The 23,673-nt window shown below is 54.6% G+C and carries 13 protein-coding genes; 2 read left to right on the forward strand and 11 right to left on the reverse strand.

Features of this window, described 5'->3' with window-relative positions:
* Nucleotides 1-61: 61 nt before the first annotated feature.
* From MY494_RS02985 to MY494_RS03010, 6 genes are all read right to left on the reverse strand, one after another.
* Entirely contained in the window at nucleotides 62-262 is a 201-nt protein-coding gene (locus tag MY494_RS02985) for a hypothetical protein (protein ID WP_247911268.1), read from the reverse strand.
* Nucleotides 259-1,299: a DUF5801 repeats-in-toxin domain-containing protein gene (locus MY494_RS02990; protein ID WP_247911269.1), complete on the reverse strand. Its 1,041-nt coding sequence runs from the start codon at nucleotides 1,297-1,299 to the stop codon at nucleotides 259-261. Before MY494_RS02990 ends, MY494_RS02985 begins: the two co-directional genes overlap by 4 nt.
* Complete coding sequence (locus MY494_RS02995) at nucleotides 1,268-11,308, reverse strand: DUF5801 repeats-in-toxin domain-containing protein (protein WP_247911270.1); 10,041 nt, start codon at nucleotides 11,306-11,308, stop codon at nucleotides 1,268-1,270. Before MY494_RS02995 ends, MY494_RS02990 begins: the two co-directional genes overlap by 32 nt.
* Before the next feature lie 191 nt (nucleotides 11,309-11,499).
* Complete coding sequence (locus MY494_RS03000; protein WP_247911271.1) at nucleotides 11,500-12,897, reverse strand: HlyD family type I secretion periplasmic adaptor subunit; 1,398 nt, start codon at nucleotides 12,895-12,897, stop codon at nucleotides 11,500-11,502.
* Between the two features lie 35 nt (nucleotides 12,898-12,932).
* Nucleotides 12,933-15,077 carry an ATP-binding cassette domain-containing protein gene (locus MY494_RS03005; protein ID WP_247911272.1) on the reverse strand — a complete coding sequence of 715 codons (2,145 nt, stop codon included), beginning with the start codon at nucleotides 15,075-15,077 and terminating at the stop codon, nucleotides 12,933-12,935.
* Nucleotides 15,074-16,807, reverse strand: coding sequence for an ABC transporter transmembrane domain-containing protein (locus MY494_RS03010; protein WP_247911273.1), 1,734 nt, complete (start codon nucleotides 16,805-16,807; stop codon nucleotides 15,074-15,076). The genes MY494_RS03005 and MY494_RS03010 overlap by 4 nt, the downstream gene beginning before the upstream one ends.
* Before the next feature lie 193 nt (nucleotides 16,808-17,000).
* Here MY494_RS03010 and MY494_RS03015 point away from each other — a divergent pair, with 193 nt between their 5' ends.
* Complete coding sequence (locus tag MY494_RS03015; RefSeq protein ID WP_247911274.1) at nucleotides 17,001-17,681, forward strand: hypothetical protein; 681 nt, start codon at nucleotides 17,001-17,003, stop codon at nucleotides 17,679-17,681.
* Here MY494_RS03015 and folP read toward each other — a convergent pair.
* Genes folP through MY494_RS03040 form a run of 5 tightly spaced genes read right to left on the reverse strand, consistent with a single transcriptional unit; the run spans nucleotide 17,678 to nucleotide 21,614 of the window.
* Nucleotides 17,678-18,511 (reverse strand): dihydropteroate synthase, encoded by an 834-nt coding sequence (folP, locus tag MY494_RS03020; protein WP_247911275.1) that lies wholly within the window; start codon nucleotides 18,509-18,511, stop codon nucleotides 17,678-17,680. The genes MY494_RS03015 and folP overlap by 4 nt on opposite strands.
* Entirely contained in the window at nucleotides 18,511-19,242 is a 732-nt protein-coding gene (gene tpiA / locus MY494_RS03025) for a triose-phosphate isomerase (protein ID WP_247911276.1), read from the reverse strand. Before tpiA ends, folP begins: the two co-directional genes overlap by 1 nt.
* A 45-nt stretch (nucleotides 19,243-19,287) precedes the next feature.
* The gene (locus MY494_RS03030) at nucleotides 19,288-19,512 is read right to left on the reverse strand and encodes an RNA-binding S4 domain-containing protein (protein WP_247911277.1); all 225 of its coding nucleotides are present in this window, start codon (nucleotides 19,510-19,512) and stop codon (nucleotides 19,288-19,290) included.
* A gap of 9 nt (nucleotides 19,513-19,521) precedes the next feature.
* On the reverse strand, nucleotides 19,522-20,712 hold the full coding sequence (locus tag MY494_RS03035) for a GGDEF domain-containing protein (protein ID WP_247911278.1): 1,191 nt from the start codon (nucleotides 20,710-20,712) through the stop codon (nucleotides 19,522-19,524).
* Nucleotides 20,713-20,771: 59 nt separating this feature from the next.
* A complete protein-coding gene (locus MY494_RS03040; RefSeq protein ID WP_247911279.1) occupies nucleotides 20,772-21,614 on the reverse strand; it encodes an ABC transporter substrate-binding protein in 843 nt (280 codons plus the stop codon).
* Nucleotides 21,615-21,900: 286 nt separating this feature from the next.
* Between MY494_RS03040 and MY494_RS03045 the strand changes: the two genes are divergently transcribed.
* The gene (locus tag MY494_RS03045; RefSeq protein ID WP_247911280.1) at nucleotides 21,901-23,619 is read left to right on the forward strand and encodes an EAL domain-containing protein; all 1,719 of its coding nucleotides are present in this window, start codon (nucleotides 21,901-21,903) and stop codon (nucleotides 23,617-23,619) included.
* Nucleotides 23,620-23,673: the final 54 nt, after the last annotated feature.

The raw sequence follows: 23,673 nt of genomic DNA on the forward strand, positions 1-23,673 counted from the left end.
AAAAGTCAGCGCAATCGGCTCCGTTCCACTCAACGTCACGTCGGGGTTACCTGGGCCATCATCACCAAATCGGACTATTCCCTCCTAAAATCAAACTCGCACTCGCTTCCGTCGACACATCTCCTTCTGAATCAAACGTCCCTGACGCTGTCGCCCTCAGTTCAATCAGATCATTCCCTAATAACGCCAAGTCCTCTATATACGCTCCGTCATACGTATCCGTCTGCAAATGGTCGATCGCCTTCGACTGCGTCAGCGTCAACACTCGCTGCTGCTATTCACAACAATCGTGAATGCCGTGTTCCCAGCATTCACTCCGACCTCCGTCAATGACGTCGATCCCGTGATCACTCCGCCTGACTCATACAGACGGATCGACACTCCTCCACTCGTCAATCCAGATGGCGTTCCTTCCGTGTACGCACTATCCAGAATTAACTCATACGTCACAACGCTACCTGTTCCCGCTCCGTCCGCTCCGTAGTCACTCAGATTTCCGCTCGCAAACGCTCCTGAAAAATCCACACTCGCAACCACTGGGCTCCCATTCGTATCCCCTGCTCCCTCCACTCCAACAAAGTTTCCGCCGCTTAAACCTCCATCAAACGTCAGCGCAATCGGCTCCGTTCCACTCAACGTCAACGTCGGGTTACCTGGGCCATCATCACCAAATCGGATATTCCCTCCTAAATCCAAACTCGCACTCGCTTCCGTCGACACATCTCCTTCTGAATCAAACGTCCCTGACGCTGTCGCCCTCAGTTCAATCAGATCATTCCCTAATAACGCCAAGTCCTCTATATACGCTCCGTCATACGTATCCGTCTGCAAATGGTCGATCGCCTTCGACTGCGTCAGCGTCAACACTCCGCTGCTGCTATTCACAACAATCGTGAATGCCGTGTTCCCAGCATTCACTCCGACCTCCGTCAATGACGTCGATCCCGTGATCACTCCGCCTGACTCATACAGACGGATCGACACTCCTCCACTCGTCAATCCAGATGGCGTTCCTTCCGTGTACGCACTATCCAGAATTAACTCATACGTCACAACGCTACCTGTTCCCGCTCCGTCCGCTCCGTAGTCACTCAGATTTCCGCTCGCAAACGCTCCTGAAAAATCCACACTCGCAACCACTGGGCTCCCATTCGTATCCCCTGCTCCCTCCACTCCAACAAAGTTTCCGCCGCTTAAACCTCCATCAAACGTCAGCGCAATCGGCTCCGTTCCACTCAACGTCAACGTCGGGTTACCTGGGCCATCATCACCAAATCGGATATAAATCCAAACTCGCACTCGCTTCCGTCGACACATCTCCTTCTGAATCAAACGTCCCTGACGCTGTCGCCCTCAGTTCAATCAGATCATTCCCTAATAACGCCAAGTCCTCTATATACGCTCCGTCATACGTATCCGTCTGCAAATGGTCGATCGCCTTCGACTGCGTCAGCGTCAACACTCCGCTGCTGCTATTCACAACAATCGTGAATGCCGTGTTCCCAGCATTCACTCCGACCTCCGTCAATGACGTCGATCCCGTGATCACTCCGCCTGACTCATACAGACGGATCGACACTCCTCCACTCGTCAATCCAGATGGCGTTCCTTCCGTGTACGCACTATCCAGAATTAACTCATACGTCACAACGCTACCTGTTCCCGCTCCGTCCGCTCCGTAGTCACTCAGATTTCCGCTCGCAAACGCTCCTGAAAAATCCACACTCGCAACCACTGGGCTCCCATTCGTATCCCCTGCTCCCTCCACTCCAACAAAGTTTCCGCCGCTTAAACCTCCATCAAACGTCAGCGCAATCGGCTCCGTTCCACTCAACGTCAACGTCGGGTTACCTGGGCCATCATCACCAAATCGGATATTCCCTCCTAAATCCAAACTCGCACTCGCTTCCGTCGACACATCTCCTTCTGAATCAAACGTCCCTGACGCTGTCGCCCTCAGTTCAATCAGATCATTCCCTAATAACGCCAAGTCCTCTATATACGCTCCGTCATACGTATCCGTCTGCAAATGGTCGATCGCCTTCGACTGCGTCAGCGTCAACACTCCGCTGCTGCTATTCACAACAATCGTGAATGCCGTGTTCCCAGCATTCACTCCGACCTCCGTCAATGACGTCGATCCCGTGATCACTCCGCCTGACTCATACAGACGGATCGACACTCCTCCACTCGTCAATCCAGATGGCGTTCCTTCCGTGTACGCACTATCCAGAATTAACTCATACGTCACAACGCTACCTGTTCCCGCTCCGTCCGCTCCGTAGTCACTCAGATTTCCGCTCGCAAACGCTCCTGAAAAATCCACACTCGCAACCACTGGGCTCCCATTCGTATCCCCTGCTCCCTCCACTCCAACAAAGTTTCCGCCGCTTAAACCTCCATCAAACGTCAGCGCAATCGGCTCCGTTCCACTCAACGTCAACGTCGGGTTACCTGGGCCATCATCACCAAATCGGATATTCCCTCCTAAATCCAAACTCGCACTCGCTTCCGTCGACACATCTCCTTCTGAATCAAACGTCCCTGACGCTGTCGCCCTCAGTTCAATCAGATCATTCCCTAATAACGCCAAGTCCTCTATATACGCTCCGTCATACGTATCCGTCTGCAAATGGTCGATCGCCTTCGACTGCGTCAGCGTCAACACTCCGCTGCTGCTATTCACAACAATCGTGAATGCCGTGTTCCCAGCATTCACTCCGACCTCCGTCAATGACGTCGATCCCGTGATCACTCCGCCTGACTCATACAGACGGATCGACACTCCTCCACTCGTCAATCCAGATGGCGTTCCTTCCGTGTACGCACTATCCAGAATTAACTCATACGTCACAACGCTACCTGTTCCCGCTCCGTCCGCTCCGTAGTCACTCAGATTTCCGCTCGCAAACGCTCCTGAAAAATCCACACTCGCAACCACTGGGCTCCCATTCGTATCCCCTGCTCCCTCCACTCCAACAAAGTTTCCGCCGCTTAAACCTCCATCAAACGTCAGCGCAATCGGCTCCGTTCCACTCAACGTCAACGTCGGGTTACCTGGGCCATCATCACCAAATCGGATATTCCCTCCTAAATCCAAACTCGCACTCGCTTCCGTCGACACATCTCCTTCTGAATCAAACGTCCCTGACGCTGTCGCCCTCAGTTCAATCAGATCATTCCCTAATAACGCCAAGTCCTCTATATACGCTCCGTCATACGTATCCGTCTGCAAATGGTCGATCGCCTTCGACTGCGTCAGCGTCAACACTCCGCTGCTGCTATTCACAACAATCGTGAATGCCGTGTTCCCAGCATTCACTCCGACCTCCGTCAATGACGTCGATCCCGTGATCACTCCGCCTGACTCATACAGACGGATCGACACTCCTCCACTCGTCAATCCAGATGGCGTTCCTTCCGTGTACGCACTATCCAGAATTAACTCATACGTCACAACGCTACCTGTTCCCGCTCCGTCCGCTCCGTAGTCACTCAGATTTCCGCTCGCAAACGCTCCTGAAAAATCCACACTCGCAACCACTGGGCTCCCATTCGTATCCCCTGCTCCCTCCACTCCAACAAAGTTTCCGCCGCTTAAACCTCCATCAAACGTCAGCGCAATCGGCTCCGTTCCACTCAACGTCAACGTCGGGTTACCTGGGCCATCATCACCAAATCGGATATTCCCTCCTAAATCCAAACTCGCACTCGCTTCCGTCGACACATCTCCTTCTGAATCAAACGTCCCTGACGCTGTCGCCCTCAGTTCAATCAGATCATTCCCTAATAACGCCAAGTCCTCTATATACGCTCCGTCATACGTATCCGTCTGCAAATGGTCGATCGCCTTCGACTGCGTCAGCGTCAACACTCCGCTGCTGCTATTCACAACAATCGTGAATGCCGTGTTCCCAGCATTCACTCCGACCTCCGTCAATGACGTCGATCCCGTGATCACTCCGCCTGACTCATACAGACGGATCGACACTCCTCCACTCGTCAATCCAGATGGCGTTCCTTCCGTGTACGCACTATCCAGAATTAACTCATACGTCACAACGCTACCTGTTCCCGCTCCGTCCGCTCCGTAGTCACTCAGATTTCCGCTCGCAAACGCTCCTGAAAAATCCACACTCGCAACCACTGGGCTCCCATTCGTATCCCCTGCTCCCTCCACTCCAACAAAGTTTCCGCCGCTTAAACCTCCATCAAACGTCAGCGCAATCGGCTCCGTTCCACTCAACGTCAACGTCGGGTTACCTGGGCCATCATCACCAAATCGGATATTCCCTCCTAAATCCAAACTCGCACTCGCTTCCGTCGACACATCTCCTTCTGAATCAAACGTCCCTGACGCTGTCGCCCTCAGTTCAATCAGATCATTCCCTAATAACGCCAAGTCCTCTATATACGCTCCGTCATACGTATCCGTCTGCAAATGGTCGATCGCCTTCGACTGCGTCAGCGTCAACACTCCGCTGCTGCTATTCACAACAATCGTGAATGCCGTGTTCCCAGCATTCACTCCGACCTCCGTCAATGACGTCGATCCCGTGATCACTCCGCCTGACTCATACAGACGGATCGACACTCCTCCACTCGTCAATCCAGATGGCGTTCCTTCCGTGTACGCACTATCCAGAATTAACTCATACGTCACAACGCTACCTGTTCCCGCTCCGTCCGCTCCGTAGTCACTCAGATTTCCGCTCGCAAACGCTCCTGAAAAATCCACACTCGCAACCACTGGGCTCCCATTCGTATCCCCTGCTCCCTCCACTCCAACAAAGTTTCCGCCGCTTAAACCTCCATCAAACGTCAGCGCAATCGGCTCCGTTCCACTCAACGTCAACGTCGGGTTACCTGGGCCATCATCACCAAATCGGATATTCCCTCCTAAATCCAAACTCGCACTCGCTTCCGTCGACACATCTCCTTCTGAATCAAACGTCCCTGACGCTGTCGCCCTCAGTTCAATCAGATCATTCCCTAATAACGCCAAGTCCTCTATATACGCTCCGTCATACGTATCCGTCTGCAAATGGTCGATCGCCTTCGACTGCGTCAGCGTCAACACTCCGCTGCTGCTATTCACAACAATCGTGAATGCCGTGTTCCCAGCATTCACTCCGACCTCCGTCAATGACGTCGATCCCGTGATCACTCCGCCTGACTCATACAGACGGATCGACACTCCTCCACTCGTCAATCCAGATGGCGTTCCTTCCGTGTACGCACTATCCAGAATTAACTCATACGTCACAACGCTACCTGTTCCCGCTCCGTCCGCTCCGTAGTCACTCAGATTTCCGCTCGCAAACGCTCCTGAAAAATCCACACTCGCAACCACTGGGCTCCCATTCGTATCCCCTGCTCCCTCCACTCCAACAAAGTTTCCGCCGCTTAAACCTCCATCAAACGTCAGCGCAATCGGCTCCGTTCCACTCAACGTCAACGTCGGGTTACCTGGGCCATCATCACCAAATCGGATATTCCCTCCTAAATCCAAACTCGCACTCGCTTCCGTCGACACATCTCCTTCTGAATCAAACGTCCCTGACGCTGTCGCCCTCAGTTCAATCAGATCATTCCCTAATAACGCCAAGTCCTCTATATACGCTCCGTCATACGTATCCGTCTGCAAATGGTCGATCGCCTTCGACTGCGTCAGCGTCAACACTCCGCTGCTGCTATTCACAACAATCGTGAATGCCGTGTTCCCAGCATTCACTCCGACCTCCGTCAATGACGTCGATCCCGTGATCACTCCGCCTGACTCATACAGACGGATCGACACTCCTCCACTCGTCAATCCAGATGGCGTTCCTTCCGTGTACGCACTATCCAGAATTAACTCATACGTCACAACGCTACCTGTTCCCGCTCCGTCCGCTCCGTAGTCACTCAGATTTCCGCTCGCAAACGCTCCTGAAAAATCCACACTCGCAACCACTGGGCTCCCATTCGTATCCCCTGCTCCCTCCACTCCAACAAAGTTTCCGCCGCTTAAACCTCCATCAAACGTCAGCGCAATCGGCTCCGTTCCACTCAACGTCAACGTCGGGTTACCTGGGCCATCATCACCAAATCGGATATTCCCTCCTAAATCCAAACTCGCACTCGCTTCCGTCGACACATCTCCTTCTGAATCAAACGTCCCTGACGCTGTCGCCCTCAGTTCAATCAGATCATTCCCTAATAACGCCAAGTCCTCTATATACGCTCCGTCATACGTATCCGTCTGCAAATGGTCGATCGCCTTCGACTGCGTCAGCGTCAACACTCCGCTGCTGCTATTCACAACAATCGTGAATGCCGTGTTCCCAGCATTCACTCCGACCTCCGTCAATGACGTCGATCCCGTGATCACTCCGCCTGACTCATACAGACGGATCGACACTCCTCCACTCGTCAATCCAGATGGCGTTCCTTCCGTGTACGCACTATCCAGAATTAACTCATACGTCACAACGCTACCTGTTCCCGCTCCGTCCGCTCCGTAGTCACTCAGATTTCCGCTCGCAAACGCTCCTGAAAAATCCACACTCGCAACCACTGGGCTCCCATTCGTATCCCCTGCTCCCTCCACTCCAACAAAGTTTCCGCCGCTTAAACCTCCATCAAACGTCAGCGCAATCGGCTCCGTTCCACTCAACGTCAACGTCGGGTTACCTGGGCCATCATCACCAAATCGGATATTCCCTCCTAAATCCAAACTCGCACTCGCTTCCGTCGACACATCTCCTTCTGAATCAAACGTCCCTGACGCTGTCGCCCTCAGTTCAATCAGATCATTCCCTAATAACGCCAAGTCCTCTATATACGCTCCGTCATACGTATCCGTCTGCAAATGGTCGATCGCCTTCGACTGCGTCAGCGTCAACACTCCGCTGCTGCTATTCACAACAATCGTGAATGCCGTGTTCCCAGCATTCACTCCGACCTCCGTCAATGACGTCGATCCCGTGATCACTCCGCCTGACTCATACAGACGGATCGACACTCCTCCACTCGTCAATCCAGATGGCGTTCCTTCCGTGTACGCACTATCCAGAATTAACTCATACGTCACAACGCTACCTGTTCCCGCTCCGTCCGCTCCGTAGTCACTCAGATTTCCGCTCGCAAACGCTCCTGAAAAATCCACACTCGCAACCACTGGGCTCCCATTCGTATCCCCTGCTCCCTCCACTCCAACAAAGTTTCCGCCGCTTAAACCTCCATCAAACGTCAGCGCAATCGGCTCCGTTCCACTCAACGTCAACGTCGGGTTACCTGGGCCATCATCACCAAATCGGATATTCCCTCCTAAATCCAAACTCGCACTCGCTTCCGTCGACACATCTCCTTCTGAATCAAACGTCCCTGACGCTGTCGCCCTCAGTTCAATCAGATCATTCCCTAATAACGCCAAGTCCTCTATATACGCTCCGTCATACGTATCCGTCTGCAAATGGTCGATCGCCTTCGACTGCGTCAGCGTCAACACTCCGCTGCTGCTATTCACAACAATCGTGAATGCCGTGTTCCCAGCATTCACTCCGACCTCCGTCAATGACGTCGATCCCGTGATCACTCCGCCTGACTCATACAGACGGATCGACACTCCTCCACTCGTCAATCCAGATGGCGTTCCTTCCGTGTACGCACTATCCAGAATTAACTCATACGTCACAACGCTACCTGTTCCCGCTCCGTCCGCTCCGTAGTCACTCAGATTTCCGCTCGCAAACGCTCCTGAAAAATCCACACTCGCAACCACTGGGCTCCCATTCGTATCCCCTGCTCCCTCCACTCCAACAAAGTTTCCGCCGCTTAAACCTCCATCAAACGTCAGCGCAATCGGCTCCGTTCCACTCAACGTCAACGTCGGGTTACCTGGGCCATCATCACCAAATCGGATATTCCCTCCTAAATCCAAACTCGCACTCGCTTCCGTCGACACATCTCCTTCTGAATCAAACGTCCCTGACGCTGTCGCCCTCAGTTCAATCAGATCATTCCCTAATAACGCCAAGTCCTCTATATACGCTCCGTCATACGTATCCGTCTGCAAATGGTCGATCGCCTTCGACTGCGTCAGCGTCAACACTCCGCTGCTGCTATTCACAACAATCGTGAATGCCGTGTTCCCAGCATTCACTCCGACCTCCGTCAATGACGTCGATCCCGTGATCACTCCGCCTGACTCATACAGACGGATCGACACTCCTCCACTCGTCAATCCAGATGGCGTTCCTTCCGTGTACGCACTATCCAGAATTAACTCATACGTCACAACGCTACCTGTTCCCGCTCCGTCCGCTCCGTAGTCACTCAGATTTCCGCTCGCAAACGCTCCTGAAAAATCCACACTCGCAACCACTGGGCTCCCATTCGTATCCCCTGCTCCCTCCACTCCAACAAAGTTTCCGCCGCTTAAACCTCCATCAAACGTCAGCGCAATCGGCTCCGTTCCACTCAACGTCAACGTCGGGTTACCTGGGCCATCATCACCAAATCGGATATTCCCTCCTAAATCCAAACTCGCACTCGCTTCCGTCGACACATCTCCTTCTGAATCAAACGTCCCTGACGCTGTCGCCCTCAGTTCAATCAGATCATTCCCTAATAACGCCAAGTCCTCTATATACGCTCCGTCATACGTATCCGTCTGCAAATGGTCGATCGCCTTCGACTGCGTCAGCGTCAACACTCCGCTGCTGCTATTCACAACAATCGTGAATGCCGTGTTCCCAGCATTCACTCCGACCTCCGTCAATGACGTCGATCCCGTGATCACTCCGCCTGACTCATACAGACGGATCGACACTCCTCCACTCGTCAATCCAGATGGCGTTCCTTCCGTGTACGCACTATCCAGAATTAACTCATACGTCACAACGCTACCTGTTCCCGCTCCGTCCGCTCCGTAGTCACTCAGATTTCCGCTCGCAAACGCTCCTGAAAAATCCACACTCGCAACCACTGGGCTCCCATTCGTATCCCCTGCTCCCTCCACTCCAACAAAGTTTCCGCCGCTTAAACCTCCATCAAACGTCAGCGCAATCGGCTCCGTTCCACTCAACGTCAACGTCGGGTTACCTGGGCCATCATCACCAAATCGGATATTCCCTCCTAAATCCAAACTCGCACTCGCTTCCGTCGACACATCTCCTTCTGAATCAAACGTCCCTGACGCTGTCGCCCTCAGTTCAATCAGATCATTCCCTAATAACGCCAAGTCCTCTATATACGCTCCGTCATACGTATCCGTCTGCAAATGGTCGATCGCCTTCGACTGCGTCAGCGTCAACACTCCGCTGCTGCTATTCACAACAATCGTGAATGCCGTGTTCCCAGCATTCACTCCGACCTCCGTCAATGACGTCGATCCCGTGATCACTCCGCCTGACTCATACAGACGGATCGACACTCCTCCACTCGTCAATCCAGATGGCGTTCCTTCCGTGTACGCACTATCCAGAATTAACTCATACGTCACAACGCTACCTGTTCCCGCTCCGTCCGCTCCGTAGTCACTCAGATTTCCGCTCGCAAACGCTCCTGAAAAATCCACACTCGCAACCACTGGGCTCCCATTCGTATCCCCTGCTCCCTCCACTCCAACAAAGTTTCCGCCGCTTAAACCTCCATCAAACGTCAGCGCAATCGGCTCCGTTCCACTCAACGTCAACGTCGGGTTACCTGGGCCATCATCACCAAATCGGATATTCCCTCCTAAATCCAAACTCGCACTCGCTTCCGTCGACACATCTCCTTCTGAATCAAACGTCCCTGACGCTGTCGCCCTCAGTTCAATCAGATCATTCCCTAATAACGCCAAGTCCTCTATATACGCTCCGTCATACGTATCCGTCTGCAAATGGTCGATCGCCTTCGACTGCGTCAGCGTCAACACTCCGCTGCTGCTATTCACAACAATCGTGAATGCCGTGTTCCCAGCATTCACTCCGACCTCCGTCAATGACGTCGATCCCGTGATCACTCCGCCTGACTCATACAGACGGATCGACACTCCTCCACTCGTCAATCCAGATGGCGTTCCTTCCGTGTACGCACTATCCAGAATTAACTCATACGTCACAACGCTACCTGTTCCCGCTCCGTCCGCTCCGTAGTCACTCAGATTTCCGCTCGCAAACGCTCCTGAAAAATCCACACTCGCAACCACTGGGCTCCCATTCGTATCCCCTGCTCCCTCCACTCCAACAAAGTTTCCGCCGCTTAAACCTCCATCAAACGTCAGCGCAATCGGCTCCGTTCCACTCAACGTCAACGTCGGGTTACCTGGGCCATCATCACCAAATCGGATATTCCCTCCTAAATCAATAGATGCCGTAGCAGATCTGACAATTCCCGAGCCATAGTCATCGGTGACACTGACCAAGAGATCCACTTGGCTATTGGCTAGCAAAGCCAAGTCCTCGATATAGGATCCGTTGTACGTATCCGACTGACTGTGATCGATTGCATACGACTGCGTCAGCGTCAACACCCCGCTGCTGCTATTCATCTCAATCGTGAAGGCGGTATTCCCAGCATTCACTCCGCCCTCAGTCAATGACGTCGAGCCATAAATCACCCCTCCTATCTCATAAAGACGGATCGGTACGCCACCACTCGTCAATCCAGATGGCGATCCTTCCGGGTAGTCACTATCCAACACAAGCGCATAGGTCGTTGTTCGTGTTGCTCCAGGCCCTGGTGCTGTGACCGTGAAGTTGGCGGAGAAATCAACACTGGCAACCACTGGGCTCGGATCTGTATCGCCAGCTCCCTGATCGCCGACAAAATTGCCGTCGATTAAGCCGCCATCAAACGTCAGTGCTTCACCTAAGTCAGAAGCATCGATGATCGGCGGATTGGGATCGAATGGGGGATCAGCAGGCAGAGCCGATTCAACAGCGTCGGCTGCAGCAGGCAAGGGCTGAAGCGGTGTCGCTGCAACCCCCGTCGGTGGCTGGCCAGGCTGCTGCTGCGGGACCAATGCCGGTTGGGACTCCTCAGCAGTTGTAGTGAGGAACAAAGGAATGCCCCCGCTGCTCCCCTGCGGTGCGTACTGCGGACCAGGGATCGTGGGCTTCGCCACAACCTCTGGCGGTGGTGGCTGGTCCACCGTTTCCGGGATCCCTTCGTAGGGAATGTTCTGAAATGCCTTGGCCCCACCTGGCAGAACAAACTCACCGTGTGGATCTGGCACCTTCCGGTCCTGGACGTTGCCCGCCATGTCCCGATCGGTTTCTGCCGCTTGGGCATCGCCACCAGGATTGAGAGCAAAACCGAGTCCTTCTTCTGCTGGCATCGATCCCTACGCCGAAGCGCACATCTATTGCCAAGGTATTGACCTCGGTTGCCTTCAGAAGGCAAAGAAGTAGGGCAGGTGGTTAAGAATCAAGGCAAATCGAAAGGAGATAGAAAGAGGCCTTCCAGATCCCGCATGCAGGCTTTGATCTGGAAGGAAGTGATCGAACGAGACAAACAAAAGAGAGGTCTTTAGCGACTCTCCCGAAGTGCTGAATCCATCGTCCGAGTAAACGGCTGGAAGAGATAACGCAGAACGCTGCGGCGTTGCCCCTGGATATCCGCAACCAGAGGCATCCCCGCTTGAATCGGAAATTTCTTGCGGCGCTGATCCACAAACTGCCGGTCCAGCTCCACCCGTGCCAGGTAGTAGTAGGCACGGGTATCCGGATCTTGAACCGTGGTGCCCGCCAAACTCAGCACCTTGCCGGGCACAGAGCCATAAATGGTGGAATCAAACGGCTGGAGCTTCACGTCCACCCGTTGACCGACCTTCACAAAGCCAATGTCTTTGGATGGCACCCGCACCTCCACCAACTTCTTACTGCCAGTCGGAACGACCTGCAGAACCACGGCACCTGGGCCCACCACAGCACCTGGGGCCTTGTAGCGCAGGTCGCTGATCACCCCACTGACCGGGGCCGTGACCTTGGTGCGCTCAAGCTGGTTGCGCACTTTTTTGATGTTTTCGGCCACCACAGCTTCTTCGCTCACCAACTCCGCAATTTGTGAGTTGTTCTCGAACTGCAGTCCGGATTCCACCCCCTTCAGGTTGGCTTGGGCCTGGCTCAGGGCCTTGCGCGCTTCATTCCGCGCCCCCTTCATCTCCGCTAACTGCGTCTTGGTATGGAGCAACTGCAACCTTGAGGCCCCGCCGGATTCCTGAAGCGACGCCCACATCGCCACCTGCTGGGTTTGGAGATTGATCTGCTCGTTCAACCCATCGACTTCCGCCTGCTTTTGCTGCACCGTCGCCCGAGCAGCCGCCAACTGGTCAGCTCGATTGGCAAGGCGACTGGTCAGCAGCTGTTGCTGGGCAGCACTGACCTTGTTGCCCTGCTCCATCCCCTTGAGATCGTCAACTGAGATGGTGGCGTCACCACGGATCGCCGCCTGCAGTTGCTTTTGCTGCAGCAACAGGTTCTCGAGCTTCTGCTCAGCGGCGTCATATTCACTGCCCACCAGCTTGGGGTTGAGCTCCAGCAACACCTGTCCCTCTTTCACCTCCTGGCCATCGCGGACATCCACCTTGGAGACAATCCCTCCCTCCAAGTGCTGAACCACATTCACCGCACCCTCCGGCACGACCTCACCGGAAGCCTGAACGACCTGCGTCAACGGAGTCAGCGCCGCCCAGGGAACAAACAAAGCTGCTGCACCACCCAGGAAGTACAAGGACAGGCGCAGGTGACGATTGTCCGGCTTTTGCTCGAGATCAAGGGCCTGGGATAAACGCTGATGTCCAACCAACGCCGCCACGTCGGATTGATCCAAGCCAGGCAGCTTGGCGAACCAGCCGGCAGAGGGGGGGGTGGATGCACCCTCGTTCTTGCTTGGCTCAGGGTTGGTGTTGACAGGGAAGGAAGTCATGGCCTGAAGAGAAAATGGTGAACAGTGGATCGGATCTAGGGCCTGTTTTGCAGCCGTTGGCGTAACTCCTCAGGAGTGCCCTGGAAGGTGGTCACCCCTTTGTCGAGGATGCAGAGCTGATCGACCTTCTCCAGTAACAAGCGGTTGTCAGTGGCGATCACAACACTGCGCGGTTGGCCGCTGAAGAACGACACCCGAAAAGAGGGCAGGGCCTCGAGAAAAATTTGGAATTGATCTGGAGACAGCCCCTGACTGAGGTCGTCGATCAACAGGATTGGGGTGTCTTTAATCAGGGCCTGCGCCAAGGAGAGCAAACGCAATACCCCATGGGGCAGCTGATACACAAAGGCCTCATCCAGGGAGGTATCGAGCCCATCAGGCAATGACTCCAGGTAGTCCAAAATCCCGATGCGATCGCAAATCGAGCGCACGTGGGTCGGCGTGACGTCGGTATTCATCGCCATCAAGTTGGAGAGCACCGTCCCAGGCAGCAGCTCTGAGCGCTCCATCACGAAAGCGATGTTGCTTTGAATCAGATCAGGACTGAACTGGCGATAGTCGACACCGTCAAAGAGCAATGAGCCATTGGAGAGCGGATACAACTGATCAATCACCCGCAACACCGCACTTTTTCCGCAGCCGGCTTTTCCCGTCAGGGCCAGGATTTGTCCGGGTTCGACCGATAGGGAAGCCCGCGTCAAAGCCAAACTGCTGTCACGGCCCAATCGACAGGTGCCGGAATCCAAAAGGACCGAGCCATAGAGCCGATGATGCGGTGATTCAGCCGCCATCCTCGTGGATTGACGAAGCTTGAAGAACTGATCCAGTTGGGCGAACTGCTTGCGCATCGAACCCAAACGCAACATCGCATTCATCAACTGCTGGAAGGGCGTAAAGACCCTCCAGACGAAGAACATTGCGGCAATCAGAGTGCCCATGGCAGCGGCACCCTCCTCACTGTTCGAAGCGAGCCAAACCCCGAAAGCCAGAGTCAACACCCCGGCCAGCTGAGAGGCGGTGCTGACAACAACCTGCAGGCGCCCCAATTGGCGGTTAATCGTCAGTGCGCTGCTGGTGCTCTGAGCCGAGAGACCGCGCAACCGCTGAAGCCAGACCCACTCCAAACTGGATTGCTTGACCTCCAGAAAGCGGCTGACCAACTCCTGCTGCGCCTGAGCGATTCCGATTTCACTGGAGAGACTCAGATCAGCAGCGACGCCGTAATAACGAGCCATCACCAGGACCAAGATGGCGGTGATTCCCATCAACACCAAGGGGATCAACACCAAGGGCCCTGCGATGAGTGCAATCGCACCCAGATAGAGCAGAACAAATGGAAAGTCCAGCAGGGCCAGGGCAAGCGGTCCTTGTAGATACACCAAAAGCGCATCAAGATTGCGTTGCCGATTGCGGTAGCTGCGAGTCCCGAAGGTTTCAGTCTGGTTGGAATCCAGTCCGATCGTCTTCTCGATCAGCTTCACGCCCAATAAGGCGTCAAGGCGTGCCGCCAGCTGTGCCAACTGACTACTTCTCCATTGACGCAAGGTCCAATCCAGACCAAACAACAACAAGACGCCAAGAAACAACCAGGCTCCGGTGAAGAGGTTTTCACTGGGAATCACAACGTTGTAAACGGCCCGGATGTAGAAGGGCACAACCAGTGCCAATAGAGCAAGGGCAAAGCTGATGCCGTAGAGCAGCGAAATGCGATTCCGGAAGCGGTACAGCACCTGCTGCACCAAGGCCACGCGGTCGCTGGGAGGCGCTTCGTAAAAAACAACCAGGCTGCCGCCGACAGGCACATCTTCAATGCCAACGCGACCTTCAGCGTTGGCAGCCAACAGGCGGCCTTGCTCGTCCCGTGACAGCACATAAGGGTGCTGCTCGGGTGTCAGATAGAGCGCCGGTAGGCCGTAACCCTGTAGCTGATCCCAGCTCTGAAGAATCTCCTGGGTGCTGCCGTAGCCCAACCGCAACAGCAGGTTCCGGGCATCCACCAGGTCCATCTGGCGGGGATCAGGACCAAACAGCTCAAACAGCTGCTCTGACCGTCCCATCCACATCAACTGCTGCAACAACAGTCGCAGGCAAAAGGCCAACGGTGCGTCGGAACTAAGCGTGAGATCACGAATCAACTGAGCGCGACTGCTGGAGTCAGAGCCATTACGGGACAACTTCATGAGCTGGCCTCCTGCAGGGCGGCTTGGAGATCGAGTTGTTGATCAGCAAGCTCGGAGAGCACCAACCCCCTACCCGCAATCAACACGGTTAAGTGGCCGTGACAGCGATGAAGGACCCGTGTGAGTCCATCGATAAAAGCCTTCCCGTAGGAACAATCACTGAGATCAAGAAGCAGGAGGTGAGGATTACGAGTCAGAGCCGTCACCAGGTGCGCAAGGGCTTGAGCGTCACGCGAGAGGCCCGTTGGAAGCGCTCCACCCATGGCTGTTCCATAGCCATGGGGCAAGGCACGAACCTGTTGGTCCAAGCCAGTCAGGAAGGACCAGAACAAGGCTTTTCGTCTCAGACGACTGGGCTGAAAACAGGTGATGTTCTCCAGCAACGTCCCCTGGAAAAAAGCGCGGGATGGATCGACGTAAGCAATGTCATCCCGTAGCTGAACGCGTCGATAGGACGCGATCGGCTCACCATCCAGGCACAACTCAGGGTTGGGGCTGACCTGAATTAACTCCAAAAACAACTGCCGCACATCGACGCCAAAGCGCTGATCCCGAAGCAACACCACAGACCCTTTCTTCGCCTCGACCAATGGAGAACCGTGCCGCGAAATCGTGAGCAGCCCCCCAGATGGAAGCTGCCTGCTGCCCCCACTACCCTCGACAGGCAAGGCCATCAGTGCGTCGTATTCATCCCTCGAAAGGCTCAAGCGGTGATAGCTGTTCCATAGCCCCATCGCTTGCTGCCAAGGGGCGAGGATCTTGCCAAGCAACAGCAGAGCAGCAGCAAGGGCACCGACGAGTAGACGATCGTTCACGACCAACAGCGCCCCCCAGGTGACGCCAGCGGCGAAGGTGATCTGTCCCATCAAGGAACCAAAAGCCTGGTACTGCCCCGCGAAGGTGTTGTGCAGCATCCGGTCATAGGCCTGCTCTTCTTGGTAGCGCTCACTAGCCACCAAAAACTGCGAACCAAGACCATTGGATTTGATCAAATCCATGGCATCGACCAACTTGTCTTGATACGTGCGGGTCTCAAGCTCGGTTTGGTCCCGACGTCGTGAGAGCCGCTCATAGTCCCGCGCGAAGGCCAGAGCGCGAAAGAGGTAGACAATGATCGCAAGAACAGCGATCACGCCAACGCTGCCAGCGATCAAGAACAAGACGACCACAAACAGCAGCGAGAACACCAAATCAATGGCCGTGGTCAGCGCCTGCAAAGCACTCTCATCCCGCAGGAGGTTGATGCTGTTCAAACGCTGCAAATGCCGGCCTGGAGATAGTGCCAAGAAATCCGGCAGTCCCAACTGCAAGAAATGGGACACAGCCTCGAGCCGTTTCTGATGCTCGACGCGAGCTCCATCAGCACCGGTCAACACCAGACGCACACTTTTGAGCCAGCCCCCCAAGATCATCAAGAGCACGACACCCACGCTCAAGACCACCAAGCTCGACATCGAGCCAGAGGGGAGGACTGAGGTGAAGACGATATTGATGTAAAGCGGGGAAGAAAGCTCGAGAATGTTGATCAGCACTGAAGCCACCAAGATGGGCTTGAGCTGGTAATCCGACCACTGAACGTTTCGCAAGGACTGGAAGAAGCGATGGGACATCGCTTCTTCCAAGAGGTCAAATGCAGCATTCAGCGACTGTTTGCTGCGACGAACCGATGCCGAGAGAACATGCCGGACGTTCTTGCGCGATAGGAACGCCTCATCAAGGCTCGAAACCATGCGCCCTCAAAATTGCCTGAAGAAAAGATATGCAGCTCCAAGCCTGATGGAGGCCCCAGGGAAACTCTTAAGAAAGGGAGTCGTTTCGCGTCGCGTTTCGAAACACAAGCATCAAGCACACCCCATCAACCGACAGCAGGAATCGATCTGATTAGTCTTCGGTACAACCAAGCAAGGCTGCGAGGATTGGCTCGTGTTTCGTTTTCAATTATCCACTGAGCGCAATCAAGTGGAATTAATCGCCAATGGACAAGGACAGTCCATACCCTTTCAGGTGATCGGTCCAGCGACCGAGATGGCCTTTGTTGAGGAGTTAGTCGAACAGCACTTTGGCTCTTTGTGTGTGAAGCCAGGGGATCTACTGAGCTTTCTTCAAAACGACCCCTGGATTCAAGAAAGCTTTCAGAGCCCAACGGTGATCGAAGGAGAACTCGAAGAAGCCCTGCTCGATGACGAGGCTGCGAAAGACTTGTTTCAGACCAAGCCCCTTGGCCAAAAGTTGGTTGGTGCAGGAGTGATCGATCTGGACGAGCTCGAGCAAGTCCTGTTGGATTACCAACCCTTTGCCGCGAACCAGCGTTTGGGTGAATTCCTGAGGCTGAATCTCAAGGTCTCTGGGCCGATGCTGGAATTACTGATCAATCCGTCGCTCTATGCCGATCGAGGCTTCAATGACCAGCGCCTCGGAGAGCGACTGAAGGACCTAGAGCTCATCAGCGAGACCACACTCAATCAAGCCCTGGCCGACCAGCGGATGAATGGCAAGCGGCTTGGAGAGATCCTGGCGAGCCAAGGGGTGATTTCAGAGCAAACGGCCAAGTTCTTTAGTGAGGCTCAACTCACGCCAGCCGGCGAGATTGAATTCGCGAGTTAGGCCCAAAGCGCATCCGCCATGCGTGCCACCTGGACAATGGCCGCTCCATCGTGAACACGCACCACATCCACACCAGCCGCGACGCAACGGGCGACGACAGCTGCTGTACCCCAGAGTCGGGCCTTAGGGCGGGGCTCATCCAACACAGCTCCGATAAACCGCTTGCGCGAAGGCCCCACGAGAAGCGGGATGCCATCGACCTTGAGCTGCTCAAGTCCCTGGAGCAGCTCAAGGTTTTGCTCGGTGGTTTTGGCAAACCCCAAGCCCGGGTCCCAAATCAAGCGCTCCGGGCGAACACCCGCAGCAAGAGCGCGCTCGGTGGCATGCCGCAGCTCCCTGAGAACGCCAGCAATCACTCCTTCAGGGCCGTAGTCCGTCAACGAATCCATGGAATGGCTGTCGCCTCGGGAATGCATCAGCACATAGGGGCAGTCCGCTGCAGCGACAACAGCCAACAAATCGGGATCCCGAACGCCGCCGCTGATGTCGTTGATCCAATCCGCACCAGCTTCAATGGCCCGCTGGGCGACACAGGCCCGATAGGTGTCCACCGAGATCAGCGGCTGACCCAATCCCGGCGGGAAGGCTGATCGAATCGTCTGGAGACTTGGAAGGAGGCGATTGAGCTCCTCTACACCGCCGACATCCTCAGCACCGGGACGGGTGCTTTGCGCGCCAAGGTCCAAGATCCCCACCCCTGCTTTGACCAGCTTCCTGGCCTGCCTCAAAGCCTGGTCTGGAGAGCGAAAGCGACCTCCATCGCTGAAGGAATCAGGAGTGAGATTGATCACCCCCATTACCTGGGTTGGCTGGCCCAAGGCCCTGGCCATCAGACCGGCTGGTAGTTCGCAATGCGAGCAAAGCCCTCTGGATCCAGGGAAGCCCCACCCACGAGAACACCGTCGATATCGCTCTGGGCCATCAACTGGTCAATCGTTCCTGGATTCACAGAACCGCCGTACTGCACCACCACGTCGGAATAACCAACCCACTCTCGAATCAGACCGCAGATCCGATTGGCTTCAGCAGCTTCACAGGTTTTACCCGTGCCGATGGCCCAAATCGGTTCGTAGGCAATGATCAATCGGCTGGGATCCAAGCCATCCACCCCTTGCTGCACCTGGCGGCGGATCACCTTCTCTGCTTCCCCTGCCTCCCGCTGCGAATCGCTCTCGCCAACGCACAGGATCGGGGTGATGGTGTGCTTCTGGGCACTTCGGGCCCGAAGATTGATCTGCTCGTCGGTCTCGCTGTAGTACTTGCGTGGCTCACTGTGGCCAACGATGGCGTGACTCACTCCATGCTCGAGGAGCATTCCGGCAGAGACCATCCCCGTAAAGGCCCCCTTCTCTTGCCAGTGGATGTTCTGAGCCGCAATCCGAATCCCACTGCCCGCAAGGGAACTGCTCAAGCTGGCTATGGCCGTAAAAGGAGGGGCCAAAACCACCTCACGATCGCTAGGGAGGCCGGCCACCAGAGGCTTGAAGCTCTCAGCAAAGGCCTGCGCCTCAGCGCAGGTCATGTGCATCTTCCAATTGCCCGCGATGACAGCCTTCCGCACTGCGTTCATAGGTCGACTAACGATCCAACCTAAGGTCTGGGGACCTCAGCGAAGGTCGAGCTGCTGAGGTACGAGAACTGTCTCTCCAGCGAGCTCGATCCGGTCACCGGCTTTCAGCTTCCGACCACGCTGGGTCTCCTGGAAGCCATTGACCCGGACCTCCCCGCCTTGAATGCGCTGCTTGGCTTCACCACCTGTGAAGACCAAGCCTTGCCATTTCAGAAATTGATCCAAGCGAATGGGCTCGGAAGTCCCCAGGGGTGTGCTCACGCTGTCAACTCATGCCAATTGCATTGTCCAACCCTGAGTTCCCGCCTCGTTCGGTGGAACCAGGCTGTTCCCACCATTGCCTTTAGCCGTATAGAGACCCACGTCTGCAGCAGCCAAGAGCTCATCGATGTTGCAGGCCTGAGCCAATCGTGAATCCGCCATGCCAATCGACAACGTGAAATGCACAAGAGACCCGTCATTCATCCGCCAGGAACGTGCTGCAACCTGACAGCGCAAGGACTCCAGAACAGCAGCAGCTTCCGCAGCGGACTCCAGCATCAGGACACCAAATTCATCGCCTCCGAGGCGGCCAATCAGATCGCCAGAAGGAATCACATCACGAAAGAGGGCGGATAACTGAGTGATCACTTCGTCCCCAGCAGGATGACCATAGGTATCATTAATCGACTTAAAACGATCGATATCAATCAAAGCGACAACACACAGGCACTGATTCTGCTTGAACTCTCCAATCCGCTGGGCAGCCATCTCAAAAAAAGAACGTCGATTAAAAACCCCAGACAAACAATCAACTTGAGCCAATCCCAATAACTCTGGCAAAAGGCGGCGACGCAAAAAGAACACCAGCGCCGTTTCCGTGAGAAAGAGTGGTGCAAAACCTGCAACAAAAACGAGCGCAACCCAACGGGACCACCGCTGAGTCACGGGAGAGAGATCAAGCTCGATTACCAATAGCCCGCGGTTACCCAGATCAGGCCGCCCCTCAATCGCTAAGGGAGTCGGAGCAAAGTGGACCAGTCGCTGGCTGCCGAAGGCAGGAATGAATCCTTGAAACTGATTCACTGGTTGAACAGAATGGCAAGCGGCAGCCACATCGCTTGGACGAAGGCAAGTCAACACGTCACTCGGGATTCTCCCCAGCCTTTTCCACCAGCTGAGGCCAAAGACTGAACGACCCAGCATCGTATTGTCGTTCGCCGCAATGACTCTTCCACCTGGACCTAGAAGAACAACCGATTGCAAATCTCTTGAAGCGGCTTTGAGCTGGAGTTCCCGCTGGACCTGCTCGACAGGTTGATAACTGGTGACACTAGTGACAAGATCGTACTCAATGGATCGTGCCTGGCGTTCTGCCTCGCTCATAGCGGCTTGCACAACCAGAAATCCGCTAACCCCAACCAAGAGGCAAGAACCCAAAGCGGTTACGACCAGTGACAGGAAGATCAGTTCCTGATTCACCCGTTGATGCAGAAGCCCCTTGGTTGATGAAACAAGTCGTTGTGCTGATCTGAGATGACTCATTGTGCCGCTTCAACATACGTAGACGTCACCGTCGGTGTGATCGTCCCCCGGGGAATGAGCTGCAGTTTCTCTTGCAAGTCACGCACCGCTTTAATGTTGCGAGCGACGTGTCCTTCAGGCTGCAGCATTTCAACCTGATCGGACAAACTGAAATAACGCAAACCTTGTTCCGCTGCTCGGAACTCATCGACGGTCAGGCGTTCCCGTTCAGCCAGAAGTGGGAGGGCGCTCTGAGGTCGTAGCCTGGCTTCGGTGTGGGCAGCAGACCAGGACCTCAATAGGGCAACAACGATATTTTGATTTAATCTAAGAAAGTTTTTTTCAACCACAAAAACAGTCAAGACCTCACCTGGAATGACTGCACTATTGAAGAGTGGGCGAAAGGCAGCACCTCGCAAAGTAACGCTGCTAGAGGGAGAGGGAAGGACCGCTGCATCGACAGAGCCAGTGAACAAGGCTTTTGGCATCAACCCAAGTGCCATCTTGCGCATCTTGATCTCACTGAGCGATAAACCATGAAGCTGTAGTGCCCGACCGAGGACAAACGGCCCAAAGTTGGAGTGCGAAACGGCAATCGACTTGCCCTTCAGATCTCGAATTGACCGGAGTGACGGAACAGAAATGATCTGATCAGCCCCAACTGACTCATCCAGAACCAAGACAACAACCGGACATCGCTCAGGCACTCGAGCACAAAGTTCAACCAACTCGATAGTGGTTAATTGTGCTATCGGAAGCTCTGCCCTGAGATAAGCATGAACAATGGATTGAGGATCTGGATACTGCCGAGGAAAGATCTCAATACCCTCGACCCGATCAAACCCCAACTCGCGAGCCAAATAGAAGTACTCATAGCCAGGCCAACTCGAGACAGGAACATCAATGGAGGGACGACGTGAAGCGCAAGACCCAACGAACCAGACAAGGCAGGCAGCCAGCAGTAGGCCAGGAAGGGATCTCCGAGACATCCAGGGGGGCAGCCTGAGGCCAAGTTCAACCTATTGGCCAACCCTGAGGAAAAAGCCTTTCACTCGAAGCAGATCTCACTCAGATCTGTGACTAGGGTTGAGCTGAAGAGTTGGTTCGTCGTGCCTTCTGTCCAGAGCAGTCAGTGATCCAGAGGCCATGCTTCAGCTGCTACTGGATGCCGAGTACCACCTCAAACTTGGCTGCTGGCTCCAGAAGCATGGTGGCAATGGGTCGATGCTCTGGTCGCCGCAGCTCTGTCAGCTTCTTCGCTCGGAGGAAGGAAGCGGGCAGACCATGGACCAGTTACTCGATGTCGTTGCCAAAGAAGATCGAGAGCGAGTCCGAACGGAACTCCAGCAATCACAATTGAGCGGACAAGCCACTCGAATCGAGCATCGTCTTCGATTGAAGAATGGTAATGAGTGCTTTGTGGATCATCGCTGCTTTACAAGCTTCGACAACGAAGGGCACCCCCTCTACTCCATCGGGACCATACAGGAGTACCCAGAGCTTCAGAGCACTAAAGGCGAAAGATACGAGCCCATCCAAAGAGACAGACTCACACATTTACCCAATCGAGCAGCAACAGAGATCTACATCAGTGACCTCATCAGTGGAGCCAGGAAAAGCACCACGATCACAGTCACCTGCCTAGATATCGATCATTTCGAAGAGATCAATGACACTTTTGGAATCTCAAATGGGAACAGACTCTTAGTCTGGCTAGCGAGACATCTTCGCGATCAGATCGCCCCCAAAGACTGGCTTGCAAGGTTCGACAGCGACAGCTTTGTCATCATTCAGACAGACGTAGTCAAGAGCACTAAGGACGCCATCCAGCATGGCAAACGCTTACAGGAGAGTCTTCGAACAGCCTCGAGGAGCCTAGAAAGATTGCCATCCATACACCTCAGTGCCTGCGTTGGAATCAGCACCTGGCCTGGCATCACGACAGCCGATGACGATCCGATTAAAGCCGCCAGAACAGCTCTTGCTGCTGCTCAAAGACGCGGCCAAGGGAAAGTTCAGGTGTACTCAGAATCTCTCAGCACGTCGATTCGCGAGGCCCTCGACCTCGAGCAAAAACTCTCGAGGGCCATAGAAAGAAATGAACTCAAACTTCACTATCAGCTGCAGTTTGATCACAACGGCAGCCTCATGGGAGCAGAAGCACTGCTTCGCTGGGACCGCCAAGGGGAAGCGTTTATTCCGTGCACAAGATTTATCCCCATCGCCGAACAGAGTGGATTAATCGAAGGCATTGGAAGCTGGACTTTAAAAACAGCAGTTCACCAATTCGCCGAGCTGGAGCGCAACAACATCCACATTCCAAAACTATCAATCAACGTTTCAGCCGAACAACTCAATCCCGATGCAGACCCGCTCGATGAGTTAATAGCCGATATCTGTCAGCAGGAGCGTCTTTCACCCAATCGTCTCGAGCTGGAACTCACAGAAACTGCACTACTCAAAAATCCGAATGACGCAGCAATGCGCCTTCAAAGACTTCAAAAGCTGGGGGTTTGTCTTTGGGTTGACGATTTTGGTACGGGATTTTCCAATCTGAAAACGTTGCAGAGGCTGCCACTCAAGGGATTCAAAATTGACAAGGGCTTTGTCACAGATATGGGGCGAGACCCTAATGACTATGCGATTGTTCGAGCCACAACCCAACTCGCCCACGGACTCGGATTGAAATCCCTAGCCGAAGGAGTTGAGACGATCCAACAACTCCAGCAACTCAAGCGACTGGGATGTGATGGCTTTCAGGGCTTTCTTTTGGCAAAGCCGAAGAGTGCCGAAGAGACAGCTAGAGAGCTCAACGACCTGCTTAGCCATGCGAAGCGACTGTGCATGGGCACCGAGCCTGGATGAGTGGACCTAGCCAGATCAAGCGCCAATCAGACAAGGCCGTACGCCAGCAGCTCG

This window comes from Synechococcus sp. A10-1-5-1, from assembly GCF_023115425.1.
In the GTDB taxonomy this organism is placed as follows: Bacteria; Cyanobacteriota; Cyanobacteriia; order PCC-6307; family Cyanobiaceae; genus Vulcanococcus.